Origin of the sequence: Pseudomonas sp. A-RE-19 (genome assembly GCF_019956555.1) — a bacterium.
Lineage (GTDB): Bacteria > Pseudomonadota > Gammaproteobacteria > Pseudomonadales > Pseudomonadaceae > Aquipseudomonas.
The window spans coordinates 1-26,643 of the sequence record NZ_JAHBDQ010000011.1 but is presented as its reverse complement, the minus strand read 5'-3'; the positions used below and the strand labels follow the sequence as shown (position 1 = coordinate 26,643).

At 54.7% G+C, this 26,643-nt stretch carries 30 protein-coding genes, 4 tRNA genes and 2 rRNA genes; all 36 read right to left on the bottom strand.

Annotation, left to right across the window (positions count from 1 at the left end; all coding sequences use genetic code 11):
* Positions 1 to 138: 138 nt before the first annotated feature.
* Positions 139 to 444: a 30S ribosomal protein S14 gene (rpsN, locus tag KGB14_RS08260; protein ID WP_003176414.1), complete on the bottom strand. Its 306-nt coding sequence runs from the start codon at positions 442 to 444 to the stop codon at positions 139 to 141.
* 13 nt (positions 445 to 457) lie between these two features.
* Entirely contained in the window at positions 458 to 997 is a 540-nt protein-coding gene (rplE, locus tag KGB14_RS08255; protein WP_003210069.1) for a 50S ribosomal protein L5, read from the bottom strand.
* Between the two features lie 20 nt (positions 998 to 1,017).
* Positions 1,018 to 1,332 (bottom strand): 50S ribosomal protein L24, encoded by a 315-nt coding sequence (gene rplX / locus KGB14_RS08250; RefSeq protein ID WP_007896770.1) that lies wholly within the window; start codon positions 1,330 to 1,332, stop codon positions 1,018 to 1,020.
* Between the two features lie 11 nt (positions 1,333 to 1,343).
* Positions 1,344 to 1,712 carry a 50S ribosomal protein L14 gene (gene rplN / locus KGB14_RS08245; RefSeq protein WP_002555479.1) on the bottom strand — a complete coding sequence of 123 codons (369 nt, stop codon included), beginning with the start codon at positions 1,710 to 1,712 and terminating at the stop codon, positions 1,344 to 1,346.
* Positions 1,713 to 1,735: 23 nt separating this feature from the next.
* The gene (gene rpsQ, locus KGB14_RS08240) at positions 1,736 to 2,002 is read right to left on the bottom strand and encodes a 30S ribosomal protein S17 (RefSeq protein ID WP_003444370.1); all 267 of its coding nucleotides are present in this window, start codon (positions 2,000 to 2,002) and stop codon (positions 1,736 to 1,738) included.
* A gap of 2 nt (positions 2,003 to 2,004) precedes the next feature.
* Complete coding sequence (gene rpmC, locus KGB14_RS08235) at positions 2,005 to 2,196, bottom strand: 50S ribosomal protein L29 (RefSeq protein WP_002555481.1); 192 nt, start codon at positions 2,194 to 2,196, stop codon at positions 2,005 to 2,007.
* Complete coding sequence (gene rplP, locus KGB14_RS08230) at positions 2,196 to 2,609, bottom strand: 50S ribosomal protein L16 (RefSeq protein WP_019409905.1); 414 nt, start codon at positions 2,607 to 2,609, stop codon at positions 2,196 to 2,198. The genes rpmC and rplP overlap by 1 nt, the downstream gene beginning before the upstream one ends.
* A gap of 12 nt (positions 2,610 to 2,621) precedes the next feature.
* The gene (gene rpsC / locus KGB14_RS08225) at positions 2,622 to 3,308 is read right to left on the bottom strand and encodes a 30S ribosomal protein S3 (RefSeq protein ID WP_003176422.1); all 687 of its coding nucleotides are present in this window, start codon (positions 3,306 to 3,308) and stop codon (positions 2,622 to 2,624) included.
* 13 nt (positions 3,309 to 3,321) lie between these two features.
* Complete coding sequence (gene rplV, locus KGB14_RS08220) at positions 3,322 to 3,654, bottom strand: 50S ribosomal protein L22 (protein ID WP_003103908.1); 333 nt, start codon at positions 3,652 to 3,654, stop codon at positions 3,322 to 3,324.
* Positions 3,655 to 3,667: 13 nt separating this feature from the next.
* Entirely contained in the window at positions 3,668 to 3,943 is a 276-nt protein-coding gene (gene rpsS, locus KGB14_RS08215; protein WP_002555486.1) for a 30S ribosomal protein S19, read from the bottom strand.
* A gap of 16 nt (positions 3,944 to 3,959) precedes the next feature.
* The gene (gene rplB, locus KGB14_RS08210; RefSeq protein WP_003210080.1) at positions 3,960 to 4,784 is read right to left on the bottom strand and encodes a 50S ribosomal protein L2; all 825 of its coding nucleotides are present in this window, start codon (positions 4,782 to 4,784) and stop codon (positions 3,960 to 3,962) included.
* 14 nt (positions 4,785 to 4,798) lie between these two features.
* Complete coding sequence (gene rplW, locus KGB14_RS08205; protein WP_002555488.1) at positions 4,799 to 5,098, bottom strand: 50S ribosomal protein L23; 300 nt, start codon at positions 5,096 to 5,098, stop codon at positions 4,799 to 4,801.
* Positions 5,095 to 5,697, bottom strand: a complete 603-nt coding sequence (gene rplD, locus KGB14_RS08200) for a 50S ribosomal protein L4 (RefSeq protein WP_223485539.1) — start codon at positions 5,695 to 5,697, stop codon at positions 5,095 to 5,097. The genes rplW and rplD overlap by 4 nt, the downstream gene beginning before the upstream one ends.
* Positions 5,698 to 5,709: 12 nt before the next feature.
* A complete protein-coding gene (gene rplC / locus KGB14_RS08195; protein ID WP_003186059.1) occupies positions 5,710 to 6,345 on the bottom strand; it encodes a 50S ribosomal protein L3 in 636 nt (211 codons plus the stop codon).
* A gap of 80 nt (positions 6,346 to 6,425) precedes the next feature.
* Positions 6,426 to 6,737 carry a 30S ribosomal protein S10 gene (gene rpsJ / locus KGB14_RS08190; RefSeq protein ID WP_003186070.1) on the bottom strand — a complete coding sequence of 104 codons (312 nt, stop codon included), beginning with the start codon at positions 6,735 to 6,737 and terminating at the stop codon, positions 6,426 to 6,428.
* A 156-nt stretch (positions 6,738 to 6,893) separates the two neighbouring features.
* Complete coding sequence (tuf, locus tag KGB14_RS08185) at positions 6,894 to 8,087, bottom strand: elongation factor Tu (RefSeq protein WP_027924378.1); 1,194 nt, start codon at positions 8,085 to 8,087, stop codon at positions 6,894 to 6,896.
* Between the two features lie 31 nt (positions 8,088 to 8,118).
* On the bottom strand, positions 8,119 to 10,224 hold the full coding sequence (gene fusA / locus KGB14_RS08180; protein WP_083375647.1) for an elongation factor G: 2,106 nt from the start codon (positions 10,222 to 10,224) through the stop codon (positions 8,119 to 8,121).
* A 30-nt stretch (positions 10,225 to 10,254) separates the two neighbouring features.
* Positions 10,255 to 10,725 (bottom strand): 30S ribosomal protein S7, encoded by a 471-nt coding sequence (gene rpsG / locus KGB14_RS08175; RefSeq protein WP_002555493.1) that lies wholly within the window; start codon positions 10,723 to 10,725, stop codon positions 10,255 to 10,257.
* 118 nt (positions 10,726 to 10,843) lie between these two features.
* The gene (rpsL, locus tag KGB14_RS08170; protein ID WP_002555494.1) at positions 10,844 to 11,215 is read right to left on the bottom strand and encodes a 30S ribosomal protein S12; all 372 of its coding nucleotides are present in this window, start codon (positions 11,213 to 11,215) and stop codon (positions 10,844 to 10,846) included.
* Positions 11,216 to 11,431: 216 nt separating this feature from the next.
* Complete coding sequence (gene rpoC / locus KGB14_RS08165; protein WP_223485537.1) at positions 11,432 to 15,631, bottom strand: DNA-directed RNA polymerase subunit beta'; 4,200 nt, start codon at positions 15,629 to 15,631, stop codon at positions 11,432 to 11,434.
* A gap of 64 nt (positions 15,632 to 15,695) precedes the next feature.
* Positions 15,696 to 19,769: a DNA-directed RNA polymerase subunit beta gene (rpoB, locus tag KGB14_RS08160; protein ID WP_223485535.1), complete on the bottom strand. Its 4,074-nt coding sequence runs from the start codon at positions 19,767 to 19,769 to the stop codon at positions 15,696 to 15,698.
* Between the two features lie 220 nt (positions 19,770 to 19,989).
* Positions 19,990 to 20,355, bottom strand: a complete 366-nt coding sequence (rplL, locus tag KGB14_RS08155; protein WP_007896630.1) for a 50S ribosomal protein L7/L12 — start codon at positions 20,353 to 20,355, stop codon at positions 19,990 to 19,992.
* A gap of 80 nt (positions 20,356 to 20,435) precedes the next feature.
* Positions 20,436 to 20,936 (bottom strand): 50S ribosomal protein L10, encoded by a 501-nt coding sequence (rplJ, locus tag KGB14_RS08150; protein ID WP_007896629.1) that lies wholly within the window; start codon positions 20,934 to 20,936, stop codon positions 20,436 to 20,438.
* A 198-nt stretch (positions 20,937 to 21,134) separates the two neighbouring features.
* On the bottom strand, positions 21,135 to 21,830 hold the full coding sequence (rplA, locus tag KGB14_RS08145) for a 50S ribosomal protein L1 (RefSeq protein ID WP_007896626.1): 696 nt from the start codon (positions 21,828 to 21,830) through the stop codon (positions 21,135 to 21,137).
* Positions 21,830 to 22,261: a 50S ribosomal protein L11 gene (gene rplK, locus KGB14_RS08140; protein WP_008008888.1), complete on the bottom strand. Its 432-nt coding sequence runs from the start codon at positions 22,259 to 22,261 to the stop codon at positions 21,830 to 21,832. The genes rplA and rplK overlap by 1 nt, the downstream gene beginning before the upstream one ends.
* Before the next feature lie 117 nt (positions 22,262 to 22,378).
* The gene (nusG, locus tag KGB14_RS08135; RefSeq protein ID WP_007933727.1) at positions 22,379 to 22,912 is read right to left on the bottom strand and encodes a transcription termination/antitermination protein NusG; all 534 of its coding nucleotides are present in this window, start codon (positions 22,910 to 22,912) and stop codon (positions 22,379 to 22,381) included.
* Between the two features lie 9 nt (positions 22,913 to 22,921).
* Positions 22,922 to 23,290: a preprotein translocase subunit SecE gene (secE, locus tag KGB14_RS08130; protein ID WP_007896620.1), complete on the bottom strand. Its 369-nt coding sequence runs from the start codon at positions 23,288 to 23,290 to the stop codon at positions 22,922 to 22,924.
* A gap of 45 nt (positions 23,291 to 23,335) precedes the next feature.
* Positions 23,336 to 23,411: transfer RNA gene (locus KGB14_RS08125), tRNA-Trp, on the bottom strand.
* 173 nt (positions 23,412 to 23,584) lie between these two features.
* A tRNA-Thr gene (locus KGB14_RS08120) sits at positions 23,585 to 23,660 on the bottom strand.
* Between the two features lie 26 nt (positions 23,661 to 23,686).
* Positions 23,687 to 23,760, bottom strand: a tRNA-Gly gene (locus tag KGB14_RS08115).
* Positions 23,761 to 23,784: 24 nt separating this feature from the next.
* Positions 23,785 to 23,869: transfer RNA gene (locus KGB14_RS08110), tRNA-Tyr, on the bottom strand.
* Between the two features lie 142 nt (positions 23,870 to 24,011).
* Positions 24,012 to 24,440, bottom strand: a complete 429-nt coding sequence (locus KGB14_RS08105) for an SPOR domain-containing protein (protein ID WP_223485533.1) — start codon at positions 24,438 to 24,440, stop codon at positions 24,012 to 24,014.
* 7 nt (positions 24,441 to 24,447) lie between these two features.
* On the bottom strand, positions 24,448 to 25,197 hold the full coding sequence (locus tag KGB14_RS08100) for a pantothenate kinase (RefSeq protein WP_223485531.1): 750 nt from the start codon (positions 25,195 to 25,197) through the stop codon (positions 24,448 to 24,450).
* Positions 25,187 to 26,146 carry a bifunctional biotin--[acetyl-CoA-carboxylase] ligase/biotin operon repressor BirA gene (gene birA, locus KGB14_RS08095; protein ID WP_223485529.1) on the bottom strand — a complete coding sequence of 320 codons (960 nt, stop codon included), beginning with the start codon at positions 26,144 to 26,146 and terminating at the stop codon, positions 25,187 to 25,189. Before birA ends, KGB14_RS08100 begins: the two co-directional genes overlap by 11 nt.
* A gap of 135 nt (positions 26,147 to 26,281) precedes the next feature.
* Positions 26,282 to 26,397 (bottom strand): 5S ribosomal RNA (gene rrf / locus KGB14_RS08090).
* A 153-nt stretch (positions 26,398 to 26,550) separates the two neighbouring features.
* Positions 26,551 to 26,643: ribosomal RNA gene (locus tag KGB14_RS08085) — 23S ribosomal RNA — on the bottom strand; the annotation flags it as partial.

The window sequence follows — 26,643 nt, the reverse complement described above, 5'->3', positions numbered from 1 at the left end:
AAAAGCACGGGCTCAGGCGAGCCGGGTATTCTAGACACACCCCACAAATGAATCAAGCCCCAATAGGGGCTTGATTCAAGTTCAAGGTCACCGGCGGTCAGGATCTTGCGATCCCGAACACCGAGACTTTGACAGTGCTTACCAGCTGGCTTTAACCAGACCAGGTACGTCACCACGCATTGCAGCTTCACGCAGCTTGTTACGGCCAAGGCCGAACTTGCGGTAAACGCCGTGTGGACGACCGGTCAGGCGGCAGCGGTTACGCATGCGCGAGGCGCTTGCGTCACGTGGCTGCTTCTGCAGAGCTACTGTAGCTTCCCAACGCGCTTCTGGACTTGCGTTCAGATCAACGATGATTGCTTTCAGTGCTGCACGCTTTTTGGCGTACTTGGCAACCGTGAGCTGACGCTTCAGCTCGCGGTTTTTCATGCTCATCTTGGCCATTTTCCTACTCCAATCAGTTGCGGAACGGGAATTTGAAAGCGCGCAGCAGAGCGCGACCTTCATCATCGTTCTTGGCAGTGGTGGTCAGGGTAATGTCCAGACCGCGGAGAGCATCGATCTTGTCGTAGTCGATTTCCGGGAAGATGATCTGCTCTTTAACGCCCATGCTGTAGTTACCACGACCATCGAAGGACTTGGCATTCAGGCCGCGGAAGTCGCGGACCCGAGGCAGGGAGATCGACAGCAGACGATCCAGGAATTCGTACATACGCTCACGGCGCAGAGTCACTTTGACGCCGATCGGCCAACCTTCACGGACTTTAAAGCCTGCGATGGATTTGCGAGCGTAGGTCACAACGACTTTCTGGCCGGTGATCTTTTCCAGGTCAGCAACAGCGTGCTCGATGACTTTTTTGTCGCCGATCGCTTCGCCCAGACCCATGTTCAGGGTGATTTTGGTAACGCGCGGAACTTCCATCACGTTCGAAAGCTTAAGTTCTTCCTTAAGTTTCGGTGCGATTTCCTTCCGGTAAATCTCTTTTAGTCGTGCCATGGTCTTCTACCTAGCAGTGTTCAAGCATCAACCGCTTTTTGGGTCGACTTGAAGACACGAATTTTCTTACCGTCTTCTACTTTGAAACCAACGCGATCAGCCTTGTTGGTTTCGCCGTTGAAAATGGCAACGTTGGAAGCGTGCAGTGGCGCTTCTTTCTCGACGATACCGCCTTGTACGCCCGACATCGGGTTTGGCTTGGTATGACGCTTAACCAGGTTCAGACCACCAACAACCAGACGGTCGTCAGCGAGAACCTTAAGCACCTTACCGCGCTTACCTTTGTCTTTGCCGGCGATCACGATGATCTCGTCGTCACGACGAATCTTTTGCATGTCGGATCTCCTTACAGCACTTCTGGGGCGAGCGAGACGATCTTCATGAACTTCTCAGTACGAAGTTCACGGGTCACTGGCCCAAAGATACGGGTGCCGATCGGCTCTTGCTTGTTGTTCAGAAGAACAGCAGCGTTGCCATCAAAGCGGATAATGGAGCCATCAGCACGACGTACGCCGTGACGAGTGCGGACTACAACAGCAGTCATCACTTGGCCTTTTTTCACTTTACCGCGAGGAATTGCTTCCTTCACGGTAACTTTGATGATGTCACCGATACCAGCGTAACGACGATGGGAGCCACCCAGCACCTTGATGCACATAACACGGCGAGCGCCGCTGTTATCGGCCACATCGAGCATGGATTGAGTCTGAATCATATAATTTCTCCGACCCCTAGTCCTTAGACTTCCACAGCGCGTTCGAGAATATCAACCAGCGCCCAAGACTTGGTCTTGGCCAAAGGACGAGTTTCACGAATAGTGACTTTGTCGCCAATGTGGCACTGATTGGTTTCGTCGTGCGCGTGCAGCTTAGTCGAACGCTTAACGTATTTACCGTAGATCGGGTGCTTAACGCGACGCTCGATCAGAACGGTGATGGTTTTGTCCATCTTGTCGCTGACAACACGGCCAGTCAGCGTACGGACAGTTTTTTCGGCTTCAGCCATGATTACTTACCTGCCTGCTGGTTGAGCACAGTCTTCACGCGAGCAATGTCACGCTTAACTTGCGAGAGCAGATGAGACTGCCCCAACTGGCCAGTTGCTTTCTGCATACGCAGATTGAACTGGTCGCGCAGCAGGCCGAGCAGTTGCTCGTTCAGCTGCTGTGCGGATTTTTCACGAAGTTCATTCGCTTTCATCACATCACCGTCCGTTTAACAAAGGAGGTGGCGAGCGGCAGCTTTGCAGCAGCCAGGGCGAAAGCCTCACGCGCCAGCTCTTCAGAAACACCCTCGATTTCATACAGGACTTTGCCTGGCTGAATCTGGGCAACCCAGTACTCCACGTTACCCTTACCTTTACCCATCCGAACTTCGAGTGGCTTTTTGGAAATAGGCTTGTCCGGGAATACACGGATCCAGATCTTGCCGCCACGTTTAACGTGACGGGTCAGTGCACGACGCGCTGACTCGATCTGACGAGCGGTGAGACGACCACGAGCTACAGACTTCAGCGCATACTCGCCGAAGCTGACTTTGCTACCGCGCAATGCCAGGCCACGGTTGTGACCAGTCATTTGCTTGCGGAACTTCGTACGCTTTGGTTGCAACATTTGGCGTACCCCTTACTTAGCAGCTTTTTTACGAGGCGCTGGTGCTTGTGGCTTCAGCTCTTCTTGGCGACCACCAATTACTTCGCCTTTGAAGATCCAAACCTTTACACCGATCACACCATAAGTGGTGTGAGCTTCGTAGTTGGCATAGTCGATGTCGGCACGCAGGGTGTGCAGAGGCACACGACCTTCGCGATACCATTCAGTACGTGCGATTTCAGCACCGCCGAGACGACCGCTCACTTGGATTTTGATGCCTTTGGCACCAATGCGCATGGCGTTCTGAACAGCGCGCTTCATAGCGCGACGGAACATTACGCGACGCTCCAGCTGCTGAGCTACGCTCTGCGCAACCAGCATACCGTCGAGCTCCGGCTTACGGATCTCTTCGATATTGATGTGCACAGGCACACCCATTTGCTTGGTCAGGTCCTGACGCAGTTTCTCAACATCTTCACCCTTCTTCCCGATAACGATACCTGGACGAGCGGTGTGGATGGTGATACGTGCAGTTTGAGCCGGACGATGGATATCGATACGGCTTACGGACGCGCTTTTTAGTTTGTCTTGGAGATACTCACGCACCTTCAGATCAGCGAACAAATAGTCCGCATAAGTCCGACCGTCTGCGTACCAGACGGAGGTGTGCTCCTTGACGATTCCCAGGCGAATGCCAATGGGATGTACTTTCTGACCCATCTCTTCGACTCCGTTACTTGTCAGCAACCTTGACAGTGATATGGCAAGACCGCTTGACGATGCGATCAGCACGGCCTTTGGCACGTGGCATGATTCGCTTCAGCGAACGCCCTTCGTTGACGAAAACGGTGCTGACCTTCAGGTCATCAACGTCTGCGCCTTCGTTATGCTCGGCGTTGGCTACGGCCGACTCCAGCACTTTCTTCATGATCTCGGCGGCTTTCTTACTGCTGAAAGCCAACAGGTTGAGCGCTTCGCCCACCTTCTTCCCGCGGATCTGGTCGGCGACCAAGCGGGCTTTCTGGGCGGAGATTCGAGCGCCCGACAACTTAGCGGCTACTTCCATCGTTCCTTACCCCTTAACGCTTGGCTTTCTTGTCTGCCACGTGCCCACGATATGTGCGGGTACCGGCAAACTCGCCCAGTTTGTGGCCGACCATGTCTTCGTTCACGAGAACTGGAACATGTTGACGACCGTTATGCACTGCAATGGTCAGACCGACCATTTGTGGCAGGATCATCGAACGACGCGACCAGGTTTTAACTGGTTTGCGATCGTTCTTTTCCGCCGCCACTTCGATCTTCTTCAGTAGGTGAAGATCAATAAAAGGACCTTTTTTCAGAGAACGTGGCACTGTCGTATCCCTCTATTTACTTGCGACGACGGACGATCATTTTGTCGGTACGCTTATTACCACGAGTCTTCGCGCCCTTAGTCGGGAAGCCCCATGGCGATACCGGATGACGACCACCAGAGGTACGACCTTCACCACCACCATGTGGGTGGTCAACCGGGTTCATGGCAACACCACGAACGGTTGGGCGAACGCCACGCCAGCGTTTGGCACCAGCTTTACCCAGCGAACGCAGGCTGTGCTCGGAGTTCGAGACTTCACCCAGGGTCGCGCGGCATTCAGCCAGCACTTTACGCATCTCACCAGAACGCAGACGCAGGGTCACGTAGACACCTTCACGAGCGATCAGCTGAGCCGAAGCACCAGCGGAACGAGCGATTTGCGCGCCTTTACCTGGCTTCAATTCGATGCCGTGTACGGTGCTACCAACTGGAATGTTACGCAGTTGCAGAGCGTTGCCCGGCTTGATCGGTGCCAGAGCACCTGCGATCAGCTGGTCGCCAGCACTCACGCCTTTAGGGGCGATGATGTAGCGACGCTCGCCATCTGCGTACAGCAGCAGAGCGATGTGAGCAGTACGGTTTGGATCGTATTCGATACGCTCGACAGTGGCAGCGATGCCATCTTTGTCGTTGCGACGGAAATCGACCAGACGATAATGCTGCTTATGGCCACCACCGATGTGACGAGTGGTAATACGACCATTGTTGTTACGACCACCAGTCTTCGATTTTTTCTCGAGCAGCGGTGCGTGAGGAGCGCCTTTATGCAGCTCCTGGTTGACCACCTTGACCACAAAACGGCGGCCAGGGGAAGTCGGTTTGCATTTAACGATTGCCATGATGCACCCCTTCCTTACTCAGCACTGCTGCTGAAATCGAGATCTTGGCCTGGCTGAAGGGAGATAACTGCCTTCTTCCAGTCATTACGCTTGCCCAGACCGCGAGCAGTGCGCTTGCTCTTACCCAGAACATTCAGGGTAGTAACACGCTCTACTTTCACGCTGAACAGGCTTTCGACGGCCTTCTTGATTTCCAGCTTGGTTGCATCAGTTGCAACCTTGAAAACGAACTGGCCTTTCTTGTCAGCCAGAACCGTAGCCTTCTCGGAAACGTGCGGGCCAAGCAGAACTTTAAATACGCGTTCCTGGTTCATCCCAGCAGCTCCTCGAATTTCTTCACGGCCGACACGGTGATCAACACCTTGTCGTATGCGATCAGACTAACTGGATCGGAACCTTGCACGTCACGTACATCAACGTGTGGCAGGTTGCGAGCAGCCAGGTACAGGTTCTGATCAACCACTTCAGACACGATCAAGACGTCAGTCAGGCCCATGCCGGTCAGTTTGTTCAGCAGATCTTTGGTCTTCGGTGCTTCAACAGCGAAGTCCTGAACCACAACCAGACGATCAGTACGCACCAGCTCAGCAAGGATGGAACGCATTGCTGCGCGATACATCTTCTTGTTCAGCTTCTGGGTGTGATCCTGAGGACGAGCTGCGAAAGTGGTACCGCCGCCACGCCAGATTGGGCTACGGATAGTACCGGCACGAGCACGGCCAGTACCTTTCTGACGCCATGGGCGCTTACCGCCACCACGAACGTCGGAACGGGTCTTTTGCTGCTTGCTACCTTGACGGCCGCCAGCCATGTAGGCCACGACTGCTTGGTGAACCAGCGTCTCGTTGAATTCGCCGCCAAATGTCAGTTCGGAAACTTCGATCGCTTGAGCGTCATTTACATTTAATTGCATGTCAGCTTCCCCTTAACCGCGAGCCTTGGCTGCTGGACGTACAACCAAGTTGCCGCCAGTAGCGCCAGGAACAGCGCCCTTGACCAACAACAGATTGCGTTCAGCGTCCACGCGCACTACTTCGAGGGACTGCACGGTCACGCGCTCAGCGCCCATATGACCGGACATTTTTTTGCCCTTGAATACACGACCAGGAGTCTGGCACTGGCCGATAGAGCCTGGAACGCGGTGGGACACGGAGTTACCGTGGGTATTATCTTGCCCGCGGAAGTTCCAACGCTTGATCGTACCCTGGAAGCCTTTACCCTTGGACTGACCGGTTACATCAACCAGTTGACCAGCAGCGAAGATTTCAGCGTTGATCAGATCGCCGGCCTGGTACTCGCCTTCTTCAAGACGGAATTCCATTACGGTACGACCAGCGGCAACGTTCGCCTTAGCGAAGTGGCCAGCCTGAGCAGCTGTAACACGCGAAGCACGACGCTCGCCTACAGTGACTTGCACTGCACGATAGCCATCGGTCTCTTCAGTTTTGAACTGGGTGACGCGATTCGGCTCGATCTCAATGACCGTGACCGGAATGGAGACACCTTCTTCGGTGAAAATACGGGTCATACCGCATTTACGACCGACTACACCAATAGTCATGTTGTAAACCTCATGAGTGTACGGGGCTTTCACCCGCTATGGCCGCCCATTTCAGAGCGTTACACGACTAAGACCGAGTCTTAGCCGAGGCTGATCTGCACTTCCACACCGGCCGCAAGATCAAGCTTCATAAGAGCATCAACGGTTTTATCCGTTGGCTGGACGATGTCCAGAACGCGCTTATGAGTACGGATCTCGTACTGGTCACGCGCGTCTTTGTTGACGTGCGGGGAGACCAGAACGGTGAACCGCTCTTTACGGGTAGGCAGTGGAATTGGACCACGCACTTGAGCACCAGTACGTTTCGCGGTTTCCACGATTTCCTGGGTGGATTGGTCGATCAGGCGATGGTCAAAAGCCTTCAACCTGATACGGATTTGCTGATTTTGCATTGGATTTCAGACTCCGGCTGCTATTCCCACCGAGCGCAATACGCCCGTTAAAAGGAGGCGCAATTCTATAGACGCCCCATATAGGTGTCAACCCAATAAAAAAGCCCCCGCTAAGCGGGGGCTTTTTCAACTCATCAAAGCTTACTCAAAAAGAGCTTACTCGATGATTTTGGCTACGACGCCAGCGCCGACGGTACGACCGCCTTCACGGATAGCGAAACGCAGACCGTCTTCCATCGCGATGGTTTTGATCAGGGTAACAGTCATCTGAATGTTGTCACCTGGCATTACCATTTCAACGCCTTCTGGCAGCTCGCAGTTACCAGTCACGTCAGTAGTACGGAAGTAGAACTGTGGACGGTAGCCTTTGAAGAACGGAGTATGACGGCCGCCTTCTTCCTTGCTCAGAACGTAAACTTCTGCGGTGAACTTGGTGTGCGGCTTAACCGAACCCGGCTTAACCAGAACCTGACCACGCTCAACGTCATCACGCTTGGTGCCACGCAGCAGAACGCCGCAGTTCTCGCCAGCACGACCTTCGTCGAGCAGTTTGCGGAACATTTCAACGCCGGTGCAGGTGGTGACGGTGGTGTCACGCAGACCAACGATTTCCAGCGGATCTTGAACGCGAACGATACCGCGCTCGATACGACCAGTCACAACAGTACCGCGACCGGAGATCGAGAATACGTCTTCGATTGGCATCAGGAACGGCTTGTCGGTCAGACGAACTGGTTCTGGGATGTAGCTGTCCAGAGTTTCAACCAGTTTACGAACGGCAGTGGTGCCCATTTCGTTGTCGTCTTTGCCTTCCAGCGCCATACGAGCCGAACCGATGATGATTGGAGTGTCATCGCCCGGGAAGTCGTAGGTGGACAGCAGGTCGCGAACTTCCATCTCAACCAGTTCCAGCAGCTCAGCGTCGTCTACCAGGTCAGCCTTGTTCAGGAAAACCACGATGTACGGAACGCCTACCTGACGGGACAGCAGGATGTGCTCACGGGTTTGCGGCATCGGACCATCAGCGGCCGAGCAAACCAGAATAGCGCCGTCCATTTGAGCAGCACCGGTGATCATGTTCTTCACATAGTCAGCGTGACCTGGGCAGTCAACGTGAGCGTAGTGACGGATCTTCGAGTTGTACTCAACGTGCGCGGTGTTGATGGTGATACCGCGAGCTTTTTCTTCTGGAGCGCTGTCGATCTTGTCGAAATCAACGATTGCCGAACCGAAAACTTCGGAGCAAACGCGAGTCAGAGCTGCAGTCAGAGTGGTTTTACCGTGGTCAACGTGACCGATGGTGCCAACGTTGACGTGCGGAAGGGAACGATCAAATTTTTCTTTAGCCACGACAATTAACTCCTAGCCTAAAGGGGCTGAATCAGCCTTGTTTTTTGGTAACAGTTTCGACGATGTGCGACGGAGCTGTATTGTATTTTTTGAATTCCATAGAGTAGCTTGCGCGACCCTGGGACATCGAACGAACGTCGGTCGCATAACCGAACATCTCACCCAATGGAACTTCAGCACGGATCACCTTACCGGAGACCGTATCTTCCATACCCAGAATCATGCCGCGACGACGGTTAAGGTCGCCCATCACGTCACCCATATAGTCTTCAGGCGTAACAACCTCTACCGCCATGATCGGCTCAAGCAGCTCACCACCGCCCTTCTGGGCCAGTTGCTTGGTCGCCATGGAAGCAGCCACCTTAAACGCCATCTCGTTGGAGTCGACGTCGTGGTAGGAACCATCAAACACGGTAGCCTTCAGGCCGATCAGCGGATAGCCGGCAACCACACCGTTCTTCATCTGCTCTTCGATACCCTTCTGGATAGCCGGGATGTATTCCTTAGGAACCACACCACCCACTACTTCGTTCAGGAATTGCAGACCTTCCTGACCTTCGTCAGCAGGTGCAAAACGGATCCAGCAGTGACCGAACTGGCCACGACCGCCGGACTGACGAACGAACTTGCCTTCGATTTCGCAGCTCTTCGTGATGCGCTCACGGTACGAAACTTGAGGCTTACCGATGTTGGCTTCGACGTTGAACTCACGGCGCATCCGGTCAACCAGGATGTCCAGGTGCAGCTCGCCCATGCCAGAGATGATCGTTTGACCAGTCTCTTCATCAGTTTTGACGCGGAAAGACGGGTCTTCCTGAGCAAGTTTGCCCAGAGCGATACCCATTTTTTCCTGGTCATCCTTGGTCTTAGGCTCAACGGCAACCGAAATAACCGGCTCCGGGAAGTCCATGCGAACCAGAATGATTGGCTTGTCAGCGTTGCACAAAGTTTCACCAGTGGTGACGTCCTTCATGCCGATCAAGGCCGCGATGTCACCAGCGCGCACTTCCTTGATTTCTTCACGGGCGTTTGCGTGCATTTGCACCATACGACCCACGCGCTCTTTCTTGCCTTTAACCGAGTTGATCACGCCGTCGCCGGAGGCCAACACGCCCGAGTAAACTCGAACGAAGGTCAAGGTACCCACGAATGGGTCGGTAGCGATCTTGAACGCCAGAGCCGAGAACGGCTCGCTGTCGTCTGCGTGACGCTCCATTTCCTTGGTCTCGTCATCCGGGTCAGTACCCTTGATGGCAGGAATGTCGGTAGGAGCAGGCAGGTAGTCGATCACGGCGTCGAGAACCAGGGGAACACCCTTGTTCTTGAAGGAAGAACCGCAAACAGCCAGAACGATCTCACCAGCGATAGTACGCTGACGCAGAGCGGCCTTGATTTCCGCGTTGGTGAGCTCTTCACCTTCGAGGTACTTGTTCATCAGCTCTTCGCTGGCTTCGGCCGCAGCCTCAACCATGTTGCCGCGCCACTCGTCAGCCAGTTCCTGCAGTTCAGCAGGGATAGGCTTGCGAACTGGAACCATGCCTTTGTCAGAGTCATTCCAGTAAACAGCCTCCATGGCCATCAGATCGATCTGACCCTGGAAGTTGTCTTCGGAACCGATGGCCAACTGGATTGGCACCGGAGTGTGACCCAAACGCTGCTTGATCTGACCGATCACGCGCAGGAAGTTGGCACCAGCACGGTCCATCTTGTTTACGTAAACAAGACGTGGAACGCCGTACTTGTTGGCTTGACGCCATACGGTTTCCGACTGAGGCTCAACACCCGAGGTGCCGCAGAACACAACGACCGCGCCGTCGAGAACACGCAGGGAACGCTCAACTTCAATAGTGAAGTCAACGTGGCCCGGGGTGTCGATGACGTTGAAGCGGTATTGGTCCTTGTGCTGCTTCTCGGAACCCTGCCAGAAGGCGGTAATGGCAGCAGAAGTAATGGTAATACCACGCTCCTGCTCCTGAACCATCCAGTCTGTGGTCGCGGCGCCGTCATGCACCTCGCCCATCTTGTGACTTTTGCCAGTGTAAAAAAGGACGCGCTCGGTGGTGGTGGTTTTACCAGCATCCACGTGAGCAACGATACCAATGTTACGGTAGCGGTTAATCGGTGTAGTACGAGCCATAAAGCCCTCGCAAAATTAGTGACGCTAAAATTAGAAGCGGTAGTGCGAGAAAGCCTTGTTGGCTTCAGCCATACGGTGCACGTCTTCACGCTTCTTAACTGCAGCACCTTTGCCTTCGGCAGCGTCCAACAGTTCGCCAGCCAAACGCAGAGCCATAGACTTCTCGCCGCGCTTACGGGCGAAGTCTACCAACCAGCGCATTGCCAGAGCGTTACGACGGGACGGACGAACTTCGACCGGAACCTGGTAAGTAGCACCGCCTACACGGCGCGACTTTACTTCGACCAGCGGAGCGATGGCGTCGAGAGCTTTCTCGAAGATTTCCAGGGGATCGCTGTTCTTGCGTTCTTTAACCTTTTCCAGCGCGCCATAAACGATACGCTCGGCAACGGCTTTCTTGCCGCTTTCCATTACGTGGTTCATGAACTTGGCCAGAATTTGGCTGCCGTATTTTGGATCGTCAAGCACTTCGCGCTTGGCTGCTACGCGTCTTCTTGGCATGGATAAGCCCTCAAACGGTCTTCAGGTTCGCTCGGAATCGGTGCCCTTTCGGGACGCCTCCGACCTTACTCTTATCGACTCAGAAAAATAGAAAATCAGTTTTTACAAAAAGCCACTACTACTTAGGCTTCTTGGTACCGTACTTCGAACGACCCTGGTTACGACCTTTAACGCCGGAAGTATCCAAAGAACCGCGTACGGTGTGGTAACGAACACCTGGCAAGTCTTTTACACGACCGCCGCGGATCAGTACCACGCTGTGCTCTTGCAGGTTGTGGCCTTCACCGCCGATGTACGAGGAAACCTCGAAACCGTTGGTCAGACGCACACGGCATACTTTACGCAGTGCCGAGTTAGGTTTTTTCGGCGTGGTGGTATACACACGGGTGCATACGCCACGACGTTGCGGGCAGTTCTGCAGCGCAGGCACGTCGGATTTCTCGACGATACGCTTACGCGGCTGACGTACCAGCTGGTTGATAGTTGCCATCTACTAGCTCCACTGTTGTCTTGCGACGCTATTGTCTTGCAAGAAAAGCAAAATGGCAGGAACGAATTCCCGCCAAATTTAGGGGTACAAGAGTCTAAAGAGGATCTTGCCCCCAGTCAAGGCAAGGCCCCGACCTCCCCGCTCATCCAACCTCGACAAATTGTCTCGATTCGATGAACGGAATGGCCAGGGCCTTACGCTCATTTATCGCAGAACTCAGTTACCGCTCGAGTTCAGCGCTTCGGTCAGTGCAGCTTCCACTTCACTGGCGCTTACGCGCAACGGTTTGTCAGCATCACGGCGGCGCTTGCGCTCGCTGTGATAAGCCAGACCGGTACCTGCCGGGATCAGACGACCCACGACCACGTTTTCTTTCAGGCCGCGCAGGTAATCGCGCTTGCCGGTTACCGCCGCTTCGGTCAGTACGCGAGTGGTTTCCTGGAAGGAAGCCGCCGAGATGAACGATTCGGTGGACAACGACGCCTTGGTGATACCCAGCAGTACGCGAGTGAACTTGGAAACGAATTTCTCGTCGCCAGCCAGACGCTCGTTCTCTACCAGAACGTGAGTCAATTCCATCTGGTCGCCCTTGATGAAACTGGAATCGCCGGATTCAGCGATTTCAACTTTACGCAGCATCTGACGCAGGATGGTCTCGATGTGCTTATCGTTGATCTTCACGCCTTGCAGACGGTAAACGTCCTGGATCTCGTTCACGATGTACTTGGCCAGCGCACTCACACCCAGCAGACGCAGGATGTCGTGTGGATCGCTCGGGCCGTCGGAGATAACTTCGCCGCGGTTTACCTGTTCGCCTTCGAAGACGTTCAGGTGACGCCACTTCGGAATCAGCTCTTCGTACGGATCGCTACCGTCGTTCGGGGTAATGACCAGACGGCGCTTGCCTTTGGTCTCTTTACCGAACGCGATGGTGCCGCTGACTTCAGCCAGAATCGAGGCTTCTTTCGGACGACGGGCTTCGAACAAGTCGGCAACACGCGGCAGACCACCGGTGATGTCACGGGTTTTCGAAGTTTCTTGCGGAATACGAGCGATAACATCACCGATCGCGATTTTCGCACCGTCCGCCACACCGACCAAGGCGTTAGCAGGCAGGAAGTACTGAGCAATTACGTCGGTACCCGGCAGCAAGAGATCCTTGCCATTGTCATCAACCATCTTCACAGCAGGACGGATATCTTTACCGGCAGCTGGACGGTCTTTGGCGTCGAGTACTTCAATGTTGGTCATACCGGTCAATTCGTCAGTCTGACGCTTGATCGTGATGCCTTCTTCCATGCCTACGTAGGTCACGGTACCTTTCATTTCGGTAACGATTGGGTGAGTGTGCGGATCCCACTTGGCCACGATTGCGCCAGCGTCGACCTTGTCACCTTCTTTCACCGAAATCACAGCACCGTACGGCAGCTTGTAGCGCTCGCGCTCACGACCATAGTCGTCAGCAATCGCCAGCTCACCGGAACGGGACACAGCAACCAGGCAACCATCCACTCGCTCAACGTGCTTCAGGTTGTGCAGACGGACGGTACCGCCATTCTTCACCTGAACGCTGTCGGCTGCGGAGGTCCGGCTTGCCGCACCACCGATGTGGAACGTACGCATGGTCAGCTGGGTACCCGGCTCACCGATGGACTGGGCAGCGATAACGCCGACCGCTTCACCGATGTTCACCTGGTGACCACGAGCCAAGTCACGGCCGTAGCACTTGGCGCAAATGCCGTAGCGGGTTTCGCAACTGATCGGCGAACGCACGATCACTTCGTCGATGCTGTTCAGCTCGATGAATTCGACCCACTTCTCGTCTACCAGAGTGCCGGCAGGAACGATAATTTCCTCGGTACCTGGCTTGAACACGTCACGGGCAATAACACGACCCAATACGCGCTCACCCAACGGCTCAACAACGTCACCGCCTTCAATGTGCGGAGTCATTACCAGGCCATGTTCGGTGCCGCAATCGATCTCGGTCACAACCAGATCCTGCGCCACGTCTACCAGACGACGAGTCAGGTAACCGGAGTTCGCAGTTTTCAACGCGGTATCCGCCAAACCTTTACGAGCACCGTGAGTGGAGATGAAGTACTGAAGTACGCTCAAACCTTCACGGAAGTTCGCAGTAATTGGCGTTTCGATGATGGAACCGTCCGGCTTGGCCATCAGGCCACGCATACCGGCGAGCTGACGGATCTGCGCAGCAGAACCCCGTGCGCCCGAGTCAGCCATCATGTACATCGAGTTGAAAGACTCTTGGTCGACTTCGACGCCATGACGGTCGATGACTTTCTCTTTCGAGAGGTTGGCCATCATCGCCTTGGAAACTTCGTCGTTCGCCTTGGACCAAAGGTCGATCACTTTGTTGTACTTCTCGCCCTGGGTTACCAGGCCGGAGGCGTACTGACTTTCGATCTCTTTCACTTCGTCGGTGGCAGCACCGATGATGCGGGCTTTTTCATCCGGGATAACGAAGTCGTTAACACCGATGGAAACGCCGGAAATGGTCGAATAGGCAAAACCGGTGTACATCAACTGGTCAGCGAAGATCACGGTCTCTTTCAAACCAACCACGCGGTAGCACTGGTTGATCAGCTTGGAGATCGCCTTTTTCTTCATCGGCTGGTTGACGACGTCGTACGACAGGCCAGGTGGAACAACCTGGAACAACAGCGCACGACCGACAGTGGTGTCGACGATACGGGTGTTCTTGACGCTGCCACCATCACGATCGTTGACGGTTTCGTTGATCCGCACTTTGACCTTGGCGTGCAGTGCGGCTTCGCCGGCACGGAACACACGGTCAACTTCCTGCAGATCCGCGAACACACGACCTTCGCCCTTGGCGTTGATCGCTTCACGAGTCATGTAGTACAGACCCAATACAACGTCCTGCGACGGAACGATGATTGGCTCACCGTTGGCTGGCGACAGAATGTTGTTGGTCGACATCATCAACGCACGCGCTTCCAACTGGGCTTCCAGTGTCAGCGGTACGTGCACGGCCATTTGGTCGCCGTCGAAGTCGGCGTTGTACGCAGCACAGACCAGAGGGTGCAGCTGGATAGCCTTACCTTCGATCAGTACCGGTTCAAACGCCTGGATACCCAGACGGTGAAGGGTCGGTGCACGGTTGAGGAGAACCGGGTGTTCGCGAATCACTTCAGCGAGAACGTCCCAAACCTCTGGCAGCTCGCGCTCGACCATCTTCTTGGCAGCTTTGATGGTGGTAGCAAGACCACGCATTTCCAGCTTGCCGAAAATGAACGGCTTGAACAGCTCGAGAGCCATCTTCTTCGGCAGACCGCACTGGTGCAGACGCAGGGTCGGACCAACGGTAATTACCGAACGACCCGAGTAGTCAACACGCTTACCGAGCAAGTTCTGACGGAAACGACCCTGCTTACCCTTGATCATGTCAGCCAGGGATTTCAGAGGACGCTTGTTCGAACCGGTGATAGCGCGACCACGACGACCGTTGTCGAGCAATGCATCGACAGCTTCCTGCAACATACGCTTTTCGTTGCGCACGATGATGTCCGGAGCGGACAGATCAAGCAGACGCTTCAAGCGGTTGTTACGGTTGATCACTCGACGATACAGATCGTTGAGGTCGGAAGTCGCAAAGCGACCGCCATCCAGCGGGACCAGTGGACGCAGATCTGGCGGCAGAACCGGCAGAACGGTCAGCACCATCCACTCTGGCAGGTTGCCGGAACCCTGGAAGGCTTCCATCAACTTCAGACGCTTGGACAGCTTCTTGATCTTGGTTTCGGAGTTGGTTTGCGGAATTTCTTCACGCAGACGGCCAATCTCGTGCTCCAGGTCGATAGCGTGCAGCAGTTCACGGACAGCTTCGGCACCCATGCGGGCATCGAAATCGTCGCCAAACTCTTCCAGCGCTTCGAAGTACTGCTCGTCGTTGAGCAGCTGACCTTTTTCAAGGGTGGTCATGCCTGGATCGATAACGACATAGCTCTCGAAGTAGAGAACGCGTTCGATATCACGCAGGGTCATGTCCATCAGCAAGCCGATACGGGACGGCAGCGACTTCAGGAACCAGATGTGGGCAACTGGCGAAGCCAGTTCGATGTGCGCCATGCGCTCACGACGAACTTTGGCCAGCGCGACTTCAACGCCGCACTTCTCGCAGATCACACCACGGTGCTTCAAGCGCTTGTACTTACCGCACAGGCACTCGTAATCCTTTACCGGGCCAAAGATCTTGGCGCAGAACAGGCCGTCACGTTCAGGTTTGAACGTACGGTAGTTAATGGTTTCCGGCTTTTTAACTTCACCGAACGACCACGAACGGATCATCTCAGGCGATGCCAATCCAATACGGATGGCGTCGAACTCTTCGACTTGACCCTGGTTTTTCAGCAAATTCAGTAGGTCTTTCAAGGCCTTTCCTCCTGGCGGAGCAGAGAGCGGGCAATCCTGCCCCGCTCTCGATTCGCGTCACGTGTTATTCGGTTTCCAGATCGATATCGATGCCGAGGGAACGAATTTCCTTGATCAACACGTTGAAAGACTCGGGCATGCCCGGCTCCATACGGTGATCGCCATCCACGATGTTTTTGTACATCTTGGTACGGCCGTTCACATCGTCCGACTTCACTGTGAGCATTTCTTGCAGAGTGTAAGCGGCACCGTATGCTTCCAGTGCCCAGACCTCCATCTCCCCGAAACGCTGACCACCGAACTGCGCCTTACCACCCAGCGGCTGCTGGGTAACCAGGCTGTACGAACCGGTAGAACGAGCGTGCATCTTGTCGTCTACCAAGTGGTTCAGCTTCAGCATGTACATGTAGCCAACAGTAACCGGGCGCTCGAACTTGTTGCCGGTACGGCCGTCGGTCAGCTGCATCTGGCCGCTTTCTGGCAGGTCTGCCAGTTTCAGCATGGCCTTGATTTCGCTTTCCTTGGCGCCGTCGAACACTGGAGTGGCCATTGGAACACCGCCACGCAGGTTCTTCGCCAGATCCAGGATTTCCTGGTCAGAGAAGCTATCCAGATCTTCGTTACGACCGCCGATCTGGTTGTAGATCTCGTCCAGGAAAGTACGAAGCTCAGCCACTTTGCGCTGCTCTTCGATCATCCGGTTGATCTTCTCGCCCAGACCTTTGGCCGCGAGGCCCAGGTGGGTTTCAAGGATCTGACCAACGTTCATACGCGAAGGTACGCCCAACGGGTTGAGGACGACGTCGACCGGGGTGCCATTGGCATCGTGCGGCATGTCTTCAACCGGCATGATCACGGAGACCACACCTTTGTTACCGTGACGACCGGCCATCTTGTCGCCCGGCTGGATGCGGCGACGGATTGCCAGGTAAACCTTGACGATTTTCAGCACGCCTGGAGCCAGGTCATCGCCCTGCTGCAGTTTGCGCTTCTTGTCTTCGAACTTGTCGTCCAGCAGACGGCGGCGATCAACGATGTAGGCCTGAGCCTTCTCGAGCTGCTCGTTCAGAGCATCTTCAGCCATGCGCAGTTTGAACCACTGACCATGCTCAAGACCGTCGAGAACTTCGTCGGTGATGTCCTGACCTTTCTTCAGACCGGCGCCGCCTTCGGCTTTGTGGCCGACAAGAGCGGAACGCAGACGTTCGAAAGTGGCGCCTTCAACGATACGGAACTCTTCGTTCAGGTCCTTGCGGATCTCGTCGAGTTGAGTCTTCTCGATCGACAGTGCACGAGCATCACGCTCAACGCCGTCACGGGTGAAGACCTGTACGTCGATGACGGTACCCTTGGTGCCGGTAGGCACACGCAGGGAGGTGTCTTTAACGTCGCTGGCTTTTTCACCGAAGATCGCACGCAGCAGTTTTTCTTCCGGAGTCAGCTGGGTCTCGCCTTTCGGAGTGACCTTACCCACCAGGATGTCGCCTGCGCCAACTTCAGCACCTACATAAACGATACCGGCTTCGTCCAGTTTGTTCAGTGCAGCTTCACCCACGTTCGGGATATCTGCAGTGATTTCCTCTGGCCCAAGCTTGGTGTCACGCGCCACACAGGTCAGTTCCTGAATGTGGATCGTGGTGAAACGGTCTTCCTGAACAACACGCTCGGACAGGCAGATGGAGTCTTCGAAGTTGAAGCCGTTCCACGCCATGAACGCGATACGCATGTTCTGACCCAGAGCCAGTTCACCCATATCGGTGGACGGACCGTCAGCCATGATGTCGCTGCGCTGAACCCGATCACCCTTGCTCACCAGCGGACGCTGGTTGATGCAGGTATTCTGGTTGGAGCGGGTGTACTTGGTCAGGTTGTAGATGTCGACACCAGCTTCGCCGGTTTCAACTTCGTCATCAGCAACACGAACCACGATACGGCTGGCGTCGACGGAATCGATCACGCCGCCACGACGAGCCACGACGCAAACGCCGGAGTCACGGGCTACGTTACGCTCCATGCCGGTACCGACCAGCGGCTTGTCAGCACGCAGGGTTGGTACAGCTTGACGCTGCATGTTCGAACCCATCAACGCACGGTTGGCGTCGTCGTGCTCGAGGAACGGGATCAGCGACGCTGCAACCGAAACTACCTGCTTCGGCGATACGTCCATCAAGGTGACGTCTTCCGGCGCCTTGACGGTGAACTCGTTCAAGTGACGAACAGCTACCAGCTCGTCAATCAGGACTTTCTTGTCGTTCATCGTGGCCGAAGCCTGAGCGATCACGTGATCGGCTTCTTCGATGGCGGACAGGAACACGATCTCGTCGGTGACCAGAGCGTCTTTCACCACACGGTACGGGCTCTCGAGGAAGCCATACTGGTTGGTGCGCGCATAAGCGGCCAGGGAGTTGATCAGACCGATGTTCGGACCTTCCGGCGTTTCAATCGGGCATACACGACCGTAGTGAGTCGGGTGTACGTCACGCACTTCAAAGCCAGCACGCTCACGAGTCAAACCGCCAGGGCCGAGTGCAGAAACACGACGCTTGTGGGTGATCTCGGACAGCGGGTTGTTCTGGTCCATGAACTGGGAAAGCTGGCTGGAACCGAAGAACTCTTTCACCGCCGCAGCCACTGGCTTGGCGTTGATCAGGTCTTGCGGCATCAGGCCTTCGCTTTCAGCCATCGACAGACGCTCTTTGACCGCACGCTCTACACGTACCAGGCCAACGCGGAACTGGTTCTCGGCCATTTCGCCAACGCAGCGAACACGACGGTTACCCAGGTGGTCGATGTCATCGACGATGCCTTTACCGTTACGGATGTCGACCAGAGTCTTCAGTACCGCGACGATGTCTTCTTTGCACAACACGCCCGAACCTTCGATCTCGGTACGACCGATACGACGGTTGAACTTCATCCGGCCGACCGCAGACAGGTCATAGCGCTCAGGGCTGAAGAACAGGTTGTTGAACAGGGTTTCGGCAGCGTCTTTGGTTGGCGGCTCGCCTGGACGCATCATGCGATAGATCTCGACCAGCGCTTCCAATTGGTTGCTGGTGGAGTCGATCTTCAGAGTGTCGGAGACGAACGGACCGCAGTCGATATCGTTGGTGTACAGAGTTTCGATGCGAACAACCTGAGCCTTGGCGATTTTTGCCAGGATTTCGGTGTTCAGCTCGGTGTTGCACTCTGCCAGGATTTCGCCGGTTGCCGGATGCACGATGACCTTGGCAGTAGTGCGACCCAGGACGTAGTCCAGAGGCACTTGCAGTTCTTTGATCCCTGCTTTTTCCAGCTGGTTGATGTGGCGAGCAGTAATACGACGACCTTGCTCGACAATAACCTTGCCTTTGTCATCCAGGATATCCAGGACAGCAATTTCACCACGCAGGCGCTGAGGCACCAGTTCCAGGCTGAGGTTTTCACCTTGCACGTGGAAGACGTTGGTGGTGTAGAACGCGTCCAGCACTTCTTCAGTGGTATAGCCCAACGCACGCAGCAATACCGATGCAGGCAGCTTGCGGCGACGGTCGATACGCACGAACACGCAATCTTTCGGGTCGAACTCGAAGTCCAGCCACGAACCGCGGTAAGGAATGATGCGCGCGGAGTACAGCAGTTTGCCAGAGCTGTGCGTCTTGCCACGGTCGTGGTCGAAGAACACGCCCGGGGAACGGTGCAGCTGGGAAACGATTACACGCTCGGTACCGTTGATTACGAAGGTACCGTTTTCAGTCATCAGGGGGATTTCACCCATGTAGACTTCTTGCTCTTTGATGTCCTTGATCGCTTTGTTCGACGATTCTTTGTCGAAAATGATCAGGCGCACTTTTACCCGCAAAGGTACGGCGTAAGTTACACCGCGCAATACGCATTCTTTGACATCAAATGCCGGTTCGCCCAGGCGATAACCGACGTACTCCAGCGCAGCATTGCCGGAGTAGCTGATGATCGGGAAAACGGATTTGAAGGCCGCATGCAGGCCCACGTCGCGGAACTGATCTTTAGTCGCTCCCGCTTGCAAGAATTCACGATACGAATCCAGCTGGATGGCCAGGAGGTACGGCACATCCATGACGTCCGGCAACTTGCTAAAGTCCTTGCGGATACGTTTTTTCTCAGTATATGAGTAAGCCATCAGCGTTCCCCAGCTTGGTCACCTGCTTGTTTGGCCCCTCCCGACGGGAGCAGCCAGAAAATCGTGCAAACCCCATGGTTTGCGCCACCGCATCGGGTGGTTACAGCTCGTTATCAGCACCGACCCAGTCGGCTGCCAATAACGGAAAAAGGCCGGTGGCAAGAGCCACCAGCCATCAGCCTTTCGCTTAACGCTCGGGCTGGAGGTGCAAAGTCGATGCTTACTTCAGCTCGACTTTAGCGCCTGCTTCTTCCAGAGTGGCTTTTGCTTTGTCAGCTGCATCTTTCGAAACAGCTTCCAGAACGATGCCAGGAGCGCCGTCAACTACAGCCTTGGCTTCTTTCAGGCCCAGACCGGTCAGTTCACGTACTGCCTTGATCACGTTAACTTTCTTCTCGCCAGCTTCGGTCAGCATGACGTTGAATTCAGTTTGTTCTTCAACAACGGCAGCAACAGCAGCTGGACCAGCGGAAGCAGCGGCAGCGGAAACGCCGAACTTCTCTTCCATGGCCTTGATCAGCTCAACGATTTCCAGAACGGATTTTTCGCCGATTGCTTCGATGATTTGGTCGTTAGTCAGAGACATGACTATAAATTCCTGTATTGGGGTGACAGCCTACGCGGCCATCGAAATAAACAATAAACGCTGAAAGGAGTCGCTCAGCCTTAGGCTGCGGCAGCTTCTTTCTGGTCGCGAAGGGCCGCCAGAGTACGAGCCAATTTGCTGGTTGCGCCTTGAATCACGCTCATCAGCTGAGAAATTGCTTCGTCACGGGTCGGCAGACTTGCCAGTACGTCGATCTGATTAGCTGCGAGGAACTTGCCCTCGAACGCAGCTGCCTTGATCTCGAACTTATCCTGACCTTTTGCGAATTCTTTGAAGATACGAGCAGCAGCGCCCGGATGTTCTTTCGAAAATGCAATCAAGGTCGGGCCAGTGAACACGTCGTTGAGCACGTCATATTGAGTGCCAGCAACGGCGCGCTTGAGCAGGGTGTTACGTACAACACGTACGTAAACGCCAGCTTCACGAGCCTCTTTACGGAGTCCGGTCATAGCGCCAACTGTCACGCCGCGGGCATCAGCCACAACAGCAGACAGGGCAACATTGGCAGCCTCGTTGACTTCAGCGACGATGGCCTTCTTGTCTTCGAGTTTAATTGCCACGGGTTTAACTCCTGCTTGTTACCGTTTCATCCAACCGGAGCCGGATGTCGTTTTGGTGTCTGATTCGGTAAGGAACCGGGAGCACCATCTGCGTAGGCTTGAGTTTTAAGACTTGCGTCGCCTACGGTCTTGGATAGCCCCCGCCAGGCAGGGACCCCAATCTTTCAATTGACGCAATCGCTTGCGCCAACCTGTGTCTTACGCGTCGAGCGAGCCTTGGTCGATGACCAGACCTGGACCCATGGTGGTGCTCAGGGTAACGCGCTTGACGTAAATACCTTTCGAGGAAGCTGGCTTGATACGCTTCAGATCAGCGATCAGGGCTTCAACGTTTTCCTTCAGCTTGACGGCATCAAAGCCGACTTTGCCAACGGAGGTGTGGATGATGCCGTTTTTGTCGGTGCGATAACGAACCTGACCAGCCTTGGCGTTTTTAACCGCGGTAGCTACGTCTGGAGTTACAGTGCCGACTTTAGGGTTAGGCATCAGGCCGCGCGGGCCAAGGATCTGACCCAACTGACCCACAACGCGCATGGCATCCGGAGATGCGATCACTACGTCATAGTTCAGGTCGCCGCCTTTCATTTCGGCAGCCAGGTCGTCCATACCTACACGGTCAGCGCCGGCAGCCAGAGCGGCCTCAGCAGCTGGACCCTGGGTGAACACAGCTACGCGAACGGTCTTGCCAGTGCCGTGTGGCAGCACAGTAGCGCTACGAACAACCTGGTCAGATTTACGCGGGTCAACGCCCAGATTTACAGCAACGTCGAACGACTCGCTGAACTTGACAGTCGACAGCTCAGCCAGCAGAGCAGCAGCGTCTACAAAGTTGTAGGACTTGCCTGCTTCGATTTTGCCGGCGATAGCCTTTTGACGCTTGGTCAACTTAGCCATTACACACCCTCCACGTTAAGGCCCATGCTACGAGCAGAGCCGGCGATAGTACGCACGGCTGCTTCCATATCAGCTGCAGTCAGATCCGCGTTTTTGGTTTTCGCGATTTCTTCCAGCTGAGCACGGGTCACGGTGCCAACCTTAACGGTGTTCGGACGAGCGGAGCCGCTAGTCAGACCAGCAGCCTTCTTCAGCAGAACCGAAGCAGGTGTGGATTTGGTTTCGAAAGTGAAGCTACGGTCGCTGTAGACAGTGATGATCACTGGAGTCGGCAGACCTGGTTCAATACCCTGGGTACGGGCGTTGAAAGCCTTGCAGAATTCCATGATGTTCACGCCGTGCTGACCCAGTGCAGGACCAACAGGTGGGCTTGGGTTAGCCTGAGCGGCCTTCACTTGCAGCTTGATGTAAGCGGTAATCTTCTTGGCCATGAGGCACTCCAATTACGGGTTCGAACGCCTCGAAAGGCTCCCCGGTTACTTGCGCGTTTATCCCAGTGACGACAAAACCCCACAGCCTAGGGCTGCGGGGTTGGGATGCTTGCTCAGCTAGACTTTTTCGACCTGGCTGAACTCTAGCTCTACCGGAGTAGAGCGACCGAAAATGAGCACTGCCACTTGGATTCGGCTCTTTTCGTAGTTAACTTCTTCAACCGTGCCAGTAAAATCGGCAAACGGCCCGTCGTTGACACGTACCGACTCGCCCGGCTCGAACAACGTCTTCGGCTTTGGCTTATCGCTACCATCCGCGACACGACGCAGAATCGCTTCCGCCTCTTTATCGGTGATTGGCGCAGGCTTGTCGGCGGTACCGCCAATGAAGCCCATCACCCGAGGAGTATCCTTGACCAAGTGCCAAGTACCCTCGTTCATATCCATCTGGACTAGCACATAGCCAGGGAAGAACTTGCGCTCGCTTTTGCGCTTCTGGCCGTTACGCATCTCAACCACTTCTTCAGTGGGAACCAGAATCTCGCCGAAGCCATCTTCCATGCCAGCCAGCTTTACGCGCTCGATCAACGAACGCATGACATGCTTCTCGTAACCCGAGTAAGCATGCACAACATACCAACGCTTAGCCACGGGACACCCTTAGCCGACAATCAAGGAGACAAGCCAGCCGAGCAGGGAATCAAGCCCCCACAACAGCAACGCCATAACCAGGACAACAGCCACAACGATCAACGTGGTCTGCGTGGTTTCTTGGCGAGTTGGCCATACGACTTTACGAATCTCGGTACGCGCTTCCTTAACCAGTACGAAGAAAGACTTGCCCTTAACCGTCTGCAGGCCTACAAAGGCAGCTACAGCAGCAATCACAAGCAATGCAAGTACGCGGTACAGGATCGGCGAAGCAGAGTAATACTGATTACCAACAACGCCAACAACCACCAAAGCGACTACCACTAGCCACTTGAGCAGATCGAAGCGAGAGCCTTGAGCTTCAGCTTTAGGAGTCATCTATGAAGATCCTGTGAAAAGAAAGCCAGACACACCGAGTGAATCTGGCAGGTCAGGAGGGAATCGAACCCCCAACCTACGGTTTTGGAGACCGTCGCTCTGCCAATTGAGCTACTGACCTAAAACAAAATCAGGCCGACCATTATGCCGGCCTGAAGAAGACTTTACAACATTTTACTCTGAGACCCAGGCGGCAGTACCAGCACCTATAGCTTGATCACCCTTGCGGCGCGACCAACTGCAACCCCAACCCCTTAAAACAAAGGCAGATATTTTCATATCTGCCTTGTGATGTGGAGCTCTTGAGCGGATTTGAACCGCTGACCTCACCCTTACCAAGGGTGTGCTCTACCAACTGAGCTACAAGAGCGTAACACTGCGCAAAACCTGTAAACTTGGAGCGGGTAGCGGGAATCGAACCCGCATCATCAGCTTGGAAGGCTGAGGTTCTACCACTAAACTATACCCGCGAGGCTTACAGCTCTCGCTAAAAATGGTGGAGGGGGAAGGATTCGAACCTTCGAAGTCGTAGACGTCAGATTTACAGTCTGATCCCTTTGGCCGCTCGGGAACCCCTCCTAAGCGAGCCGGCATTCTATATCATGCCAGCCTTCTGTCAAGCATTTTCTCATTAAAAACCTGAGGTTAGCTGCGTTGACCTCGCTTCACGCTGTTGACCGGTAAAGGTCTTCACTGCGAAGCGGGCGCCATTCTATGCAAACTATTCGGCGGGCGCAACCCCCTCGCACGGCATTATTTTATGTTTTAACTCATTGAATTCCTTGGAAAGGTTTTGCAGTGCCAAGTCATCCAGCAAACGCCGGCTATCTGGCGCCACACGCACCCAGTAACCACCAGATTCAGGGAGATCCTTCGGTAATATCTGGAACTTGATATCCAGGCCACCCAATCGTCGCTGGAGCGCCTGAGCGCTTTCCTGCCGAGCAAAACCGCCCAAGTAGAGGCAACTGCCATCTGTAGACTTTCCCTTAGTCGTATCAGTCGCCTCGCTCAGCAGACGAATGTCCTGCTGTGAACCCCGGTATAAGCTCAAGGGAGTTACATCCTTTGCGCGAAGCGGGGCCTCCTGTTGGTGCCAGACGTAATAGAACACATTGAGAACAAGCAGCAGCAGGAACAACCAACGCATAAAAACCTCAGGACAAGGGACACGCCATAGCCAAACCTACAAATACCAGATCCGGAACCACCCGGGCCTTGGGCACGATCTCGGAGACCAGATCAGCATCGCCCCCAGTGAGGAATACCGAGAAATCTTCTCCCCAATAGCTGCGCGCCAATTCCAACTGAGTCAGGACAAAGCCCCTCAACATCAGCAAACAGCCTCGCTCGACCGCTTCTACAGTTGTACGACCTGGAACGAGGTTTTCCAAAGCGCGCTCGGCAGCAAGATCCCCATAACGAATTTTACGGGTGTGGGTCCGCAGCTGGTTGCGCATCAAGGGCATTCCTGGACATATGAACCCTCCGAGATGCTCACCATCCCTGGCAATAAAGTCGGCCGTCACCGCTGTGCCAAAGTCGAGGACTAGACAAGCATCCGAAGCCAAATGGAATCCTCCGAGCATTGCAAGCCAACGGTCAAGTCCTAACCGCTCGAACTCCTCGTAGCCATTTCGAACTCCGGACATTTCGCGAGCCGGTGACGCACAGACCACGGAAACGCCGAAAGCCTCTGTCAGCAGAGAAATCAATGCACTGGTTTCTTCGGCGGTTCTGACGCTGACTAACCGACAATGCTTGAGAGCGAGTCCGTTGAGCCCTTTCAAGCCCTCCAGCAACGCGAGATCCGAATCAACAACACCCTCACCAACCACTCGCCGCACATCTGCGCCAAGCACACGCCACTTGATGAAACTGTTTCCGCAATCGAGCTCAAGAATCATCACGCAACCTCAGGCTGAGCTCACCACCGTTAAAGACTTTTTCCACACCATCCACCTTCAAGCGCAAGGCACCCTGACCATCGATACCCAGCACCTCTCCATCTATCTGACTAACGCCGGCAATCAACGACACCGCCCGCCCCTGCCATAGATGATTCTGCTCCCACTCCGCCTGGATAGCTGAAAACCCACCAACCTGGTGCCGACCCAAGTAGGTCTGGAGCATCAACCCCAACGTTGCAACCAGGTGATTGCGATCGATCGCCTCACCCAACTCAAGCCTCATGGACGTCCATTGCTGATCAACCTCGTCAGTCATCTGCATGTTCACATTGATTCCAACACCGATCACTACGTGACACACATCAGCAGGATCCCCCACTAACTCGAGCAATATTCCGGCAATCTTTTTCTGACCCACCAGAACATCATTGGGCCACTTTAATCCCACACCCGAAATGCCAAACTCTCGCAAGGCTTGCATTACGGCGAGCCCTACGACAAGACTCAATCCTTCCAGCTGCCGCATCCCACCATCAATGCGCAACACCAGACTGTAATAGATGTTTTCCGCAAATGGACTCACCCACTTGCGTCCACGTCGTCCGCGACCGGACGTCTGCCGCTCAGCGAGCACCAGAAATGGCGCAGCCTGGCCTCGCTCGATAGCGCGCAAGGCTTCAGCATTAGTAGAGTCAATTGAGTCAAAGGCCAGAATGGGCCAATCACAAGAATATGCCCGCGCCGTTATTTCGCCAGGATCGAGCAGCGTCAATGGCGCAGCCAGTTGATAGCCACGACCGCGCACTTTGTGAATGGATAAACCGAGCTCAGCCTCCAAATGCTGAAGCTGCTTCCATATGGCGCTACGACTGATGCCCAAGGCCATGCCCAGAGCCTGGCCCGAATGGAATCGGCCATCCTTAAGAAGCTTTAACAACGTCAGCATGCAAGTCTCGCCTCACAATGAGGCCCGCATGATAGCCATGCCCCGGGCTGTTGCATAGAAACCCTACAGATGAGTTTTCCTGCGGACAAAACAAAACCCCTACCTGCATACGCAGATAGGGGTTTCGGAATTTAATCTTGACGATGACCTACTCTCACATGGGGAAACCCCACACTACCATCGGCGATGCATCGTTTCACTGCTGAGTTCGGGATGGGATCAGGTGGTTCCAATGCTCTATGGTCGTCAAGAAATTCGGTAGCCGGCTCGTTCTCCTTGCGGATCACGTTCCAGCGAATGGGTATGCGATAGTTTGTGTGTTTTTACTCGAACTTTCGGTTCGTTTCGTCTTCACACACCGCAATCTGGCGCCTCTTCAGGTCAGCAAATTGCTTGGGTGTTATATGGTCAAGCCTCACGGGCAATTAGTATTGGTTAGCTCAACGCCTCACAGCGCTTACACACCCAACCTATCAACGTCGTAGTCTTCGACGGCC